At 74.3% G+C, this 4,398-nt stretch carries 5 protein-coding genes; 3 read left to right on the top strand and 2 right to left on the bottom strand.

Annotation, left to right across the window (positions count from 1 at the left end; translation table 11 throughout):
* Window positions 1–58: 58 nt before the first annotated feature.
* Entirely contained in the window at window positions 59–691 is a 633-nt protein-coding gene (locus ACFWEK_RS19335) for an FMN-dependent NADH-azoreductase (RefSeq protein ID WP_430546137.1), read from the bottom strand.
* A gap of 122 nt (window positions 692–813) precedes the next feature.
* Here ACFWEK_RS19335 and ACFWEK_RS19330 point away from each other — a divergent pair, with 122 nt between their 5' ends.
* Window positions 814–1,344, top strand: coding sequence for a MarR family winged helix-turn-helix transcriptional regulator (locus tag ACFWEK_RS19330; RefSeq protein WP_430546138.1), 531 nt, complete (start codon window positions 814–816; stop codon window positions 1,342–1,344).
* Here the strand turns inward: ACFWEK_RS19330 and ACFWEK_RS19325 are convergent.
* On the bottom strand, window positions 1,324–2,385 hold the full coding sequence (locus ACFWEK_RS19325; RefSeq protein ID WP_430555091.1) for an NAD-dependent epimerase/dehydratase family protein: 1,062 nt from the start codon (window positions 2,383–2,385) through the stop codon (window positions 1,324–1,326). The genes ACFWEK_RS19330 and ACFWEK_RS19325 overlap by 21 nt on opposite strands.
* Window positions 2,386–2,523: 138 nt before the next feature.
* Between ACFWEK_RS19325 and ACFWEK_RS19320 the strand changes: the two genes are divergently transcribed.
* Window positions 2,524–3,522, top strand: coding sequence for an ATP-binding cassette domain-containing protein (locus ACFWEK_RS19320; RefSeq protein WP_430555090.1), 999 nt, complete (start codon window positions 2,524–2,526; stop codon window positions 3,520–3,522).
* Window positions 3,519–4,340: an ABC transporter permease gene (locus ACFWEK_RS19315; RefSeq protein WP_430555089.1), complete on the top strand. Its 822-nt coding sequence runs from the start codon at window positions 3,519–3,521 to the stop codon at window positions 4,338–4,340. The genes ACFWEK_RS19320 and ACFWEK_RS19315 overlap by 4 nt, the downstream gene beginning before the upstream one ends.
* Window positions 4,341–4,398: the final 58 nt, after the last annotated feature.

The raw sequence follows: 4,398 nt of genomic DNA, 5'->3' as shown, positions 1-4,398 counted from the left end.
GCTCGTACTACCTCGCCGTCTGGCGTACTACCTCGTGGGGTCCGGTACTACCTCGGCCTCAGCGGGCGGCGAGGGCCTTGCCGGCCGCGACGGCGTCTTCCTCGGCCTGCTTGGCCATGACGGCGGCGAGCTCGGCGAACCGGTCGAGCGCGGGGTTGACGCCGACCAGGGTGAACTCGCGCTCGACGACGGTGAGGTCCGCCAGCCAGAGGTCGGCGAGGATGCGGCGCAGGTAGTCGGTGTTGTGGTCCCAGCCCTCGCGCGGGGTGCCCTCGCCGAAGGCGCCGCCGCGCGTGGTGACGAGCACGGTGGGCTTGCCCTCGAGCGCGGGCACGCCGGTGCCGAACCCGACGGTCACGAGGTCGATCCACGCCTTCGCGTGCTGGGAGACGCCGTAGTTGTACAGCGGGAGGGCGAGCACGAGCGCGTCGGCGGCACGGACCTCGTCGGCCAGGGCGGCGGCGAGGTCGAGGGCGGCGCGCTGCTCGGCGGAGCGCTCCGCCTCCGCCACGAAGCCGGCCGAGGTCGCCAGCGCCCACGCGTCGGCGGGCAGCGGGTCCTGGCCCAGGTGCCGCGTGACGACCGTCGTCCCGGGGCGGGCGGCGGTGAGCTCGGTGACCACGGTGTCCGCCAGCGCGGAGCTGGCGGAGCGGTCGCCCTGGATGCTGGCGTCGAGGCGAAGAAGCGTCATGCGGTGGGGGTCCTCCGTACGGGTCCGTCGCCCGACGGCACGCGGGGGCGACTGTTGCTTGAGGAATCAACCCGACGGTAACCACGGGCGGATTGACCGTTCAAGTCGGCCTACCATGAGGCATGCCGACCGCAGCGACCGACGCCCCGGCCTGGCTCGACGACGACCAGCAGCGGAGCTGGTCCTCGGTGGCCGCGCTCCTCATGACCCTGCCCGCGACGCTCGACGCGCAGCTGCGCGCCGACGCGGGTCTCAACCTCTTCGAGTACCACGTGCTGGTGGCGCTCGGGGACGCGCCGGAGCGCACCCTGAGCATGTCCGACCTCGCCGCGCTCTCCCGCGGCTCCCTGTCGCGGCTGTCGCACGCCGTCGGGCGGCTGGAGCGCTCCGGGTTCGTCGAGCGCACGCCGTGCTCGGTGGGGCGGCGGCGGATGGAGGCCCGGCTCACGGACGCGGGATGGGACAAGCTCGTGGCGTCCGCCCCCGGGCACGTCGCCGAGGTGCGGCGCCTCGTGGTCGACGCGCTCGACGACGACCAGCTCGCGGCGTTCGGCGCGGCCGCCGACGTCGTGGTCCGCACGATCGACCCGGCGCTGGCGCGCGGCGAGCGCGTCCGCGGCTGCGCCGAGCCGTCAGCCGAGCAGGGGCGGTGAGCCGGCGCCGGTGCCGGCGATGACGCCCTCGACGGTCTCGCGGAGCACGTCGCGCGGGTCGTGGGCGGGCTCCCAGCGCAGCAGCTCGCGGGCGCGCGTCGCGTCGAGGACCACGTCGGCGCGGGCCATGTCGAACCAGCCCACGTCGATCGGCGCGAGCCGCAGCCGAGAGGCGACCGTCAACCCGGTCCGCGCGACGTCGGGCGAGACCTCGACGCTGCGGCCGCCGGAGAGCGTGTCGGCGAGGTCGGCCGACGTCAGCCAGCCCTCGGGGGCGAGGTTGAACGGCCCGGGGTGGCGGCCGACGACGACGGAGCGGTACGCGTCGGCGGCGTCGTCGACGTGCATCACCTGCAGGCGGAGCCCTGCGAGCGCGGGGACGGCGGGCAGCAGCGCGCCCTCGGGGGCGCGCTTCGCGGCGAGCCGCAGCGCGCGGGTGCCGAGCGGCCCCAGGAAGTAGCGCCCGAGCTCGGCGCCGGCCTCGCGCTGCAGCATGAGCGCAGGGCGCACGCGGGTCACGACCAGCCGCGGGTGCCGCTCGGCGACGCCGTCGAGCATCCGCTCCACGGCGGCCTTCTGCACGGAGTACGACGACGTGCGCACGCCGCGCCGCGGCCAGTCCTCGCGCACGAGGCCGCCGCCCGAGGGGCCGGGGGAGTAGACGCCGGAGGTCGAGCCGAACACGAGGTGCGGCACGCCGCCGCGCACGACGGCGTCGGCGACGGCCTGTGAGCCGTCGAGGTTGAGGCGTCGGGCCTGCCCGGAGTCGCGGGCGGACGGCGGCGCCCAGGCGAGGTGGATGACGGCGTCGGCCCCGAGGAAGGCCCGGTCGAGGCCGCGCACGACGGCGTCCGCCGTGTCGGTGAGGTCGACACGGACCCACTCGGCGGCGGAGTGGGGGAACGCCACGGTGCTGCTGCCGTCGGCGCGCGGCACGCGCCGGGCGACCCCGACGACCGAGGTCACGGCGGGTTCGCGGGCGAGTGCGCCCAGCACGGCCGTCCCGACGTTCCCGCTGGCTCCCACGACGACGACGCGCACGGTCCGACCGTAGCCGCGGCGGCGTCGCGGCGCTCGTGCAGCGCTCTCGTGTATCGGAGACACGGCGTGTATAGCCAACACGACGTGTATGCCATACGCTCGTGTATGCCATACACAGACCGACCGAGGGGAACGGCCATGAACGACCCGATGATCGCGGTGCGGGGGCTGCGCAAGTCCTACGGACGCACCGCCGTCCTGCGCGGCGTCGACCTCGCCGTCCGACGCGGCGAGATCTTCGCGCTGCTCGGGCCGAACGGCGCGGGCAAGACCACCACCGTCAACATCCTCACCACGCTGGTGCAGCCGGACGGCGGCACGGCGACCATCGCCGGCGCCGACGTCGTGAAGCAGCCCGCCGCGGTGCGCCGCAGCATCGCGCTGACCGGCCAGTACGCGAGCGTCGACGAGTTCCAGACGGGGGAGGAGAACCTCGTCATGATGGCGGACCTCGCCCACCTGCCGAAGCGCGTCGTGCGCCGGCGGGCCCACGAGCTCCTGGAGCGCTTCGACCTGACCGACGCCGCCCGCCGCCGGGTCGGCACCTACTCCGGCGGCATGCGCCGCCGCCTCGACCTGGCCATCAGCCTCGTCGCCGACCCGGCCGTGCTCGTGCTCGACGAGCCCACCACGGGGCTCGACCCGGCGTCGCGCTCCCAGCTCTGGGAGGTGGTGCGCGGGCTCGCGGCCGACGGCACCACCATCCTGCTCACCACGCAGTACCTGGAGGAGGCCGACCGGCTGGCCGACACGATCGCCGTGCTCGCGGAGGGCACCATCGCGGCGCGCGGCACCGCCGAGGAGCTCAAGGCCCTCGTCGCCGGCGACCACGTGCGCGTGACGTTCGACGACGCCGCGAGCCTCGCCACCGCGCGCGAGCTCGGCGTCGCGGGCCTCGACGTCGCGGAGGAGGACCTCCGGGCGCTCGCGCTGACCTTCCCGAGCGCCGAGCCCGTCCGCGCCATCCGCGACGTCCTCGACCGGGCCGAGTCCCGCGGCCTCGCCGTCGCGGGCGTGAGCGTGGTCAAGCCCACCCTCGACGACGTCTTCCTGGCGCTCACCGGCCACTCCGCGCAGGCCGCCGGACGCACCTCCGGCACCACCGACCAGACCGCTCCCGAGGAGGCCCTGCGATGACCACCACCCTGGCCCCGTCCGCGCCCACCGTGCACGGCACGGTCCGCCCCGCGTCCGTGCGCGCTCCCCTGCGCGACGTCGCCACCATGACCCGGCGCGAGGCGCGCCGCTCCTTGCGCTCGATCGACGGGCTCGTCACCGCGTTCGCGCTGCCCGTGCTGATCATGTCGGCGTTCGTGATCGTCTTCGGCGGCGCCATCTCGGGCGGCACCGGGGGCGAGTACATCGACTACGTCGTGCCCGGCGTGCTCGTCATGTGCCTGGGCATGAACTCGGCCACGGCAGCCACGGGCGTCGCCCAGGACATGACCACCGGGACCATCGACCGTTTCAAGACGCTACCCATCTTCTCGTCGTCGGCGCTGTGGGGGCACGTCATCGCGAGCGTCGTGCGCAACCTTGCCTCGGTGGTCGTGGTGCTGCTGGTGGCGATCGCGTACGGGTTCCGGCCCGAGGCCGACCTGGGCCAGTGGCTCGGGTTCGTGGGGTTCGCGGTGCTCGCCGTGGTGACGTTCACCTGGCTGTGCGTCGTGTTCGGGCTGGTGCTCAGCGTCGAGGCGTCCATGTCCGTGAGCATGATCTTCCTCTTCGTCCCGTACCTCAGCTCCGGCTTCGTGCCGGTCGACACCATGCCGGACTGGCTGCACGGCTTCGCCGAGCACCAGCCGTTCACCCCGATCATCGAGTCGGTGCGGGGCCTTCTCGGCGGAGCGCCCGACGCCGCCACGATCGTCACGGCGTGCGTGTGGCTGGTGGGCTTCCTCGCGGCGAGCGTCGTCGTGGGCGGCGTGCTGTACCGCCGCCGGACCGCCCGCTGACCTCGGTGGACCGTCGTGGGTGGGCTCGTGGCACCGTTCTGCTGTATCTTATAAACAT

This window comes from Isoptericola sp. NPDC060257, assembly GCF_042726645.1.
GTDB lineage: Bacteria > Actinomycetota > Actinomycetes > Actinomycetales > Cellulomonadaceae > Isoptericola > Isoptericola nanjingensis.
This window is presented reverse-complemented; position numbering and strand designations above follow the sequence as displayed.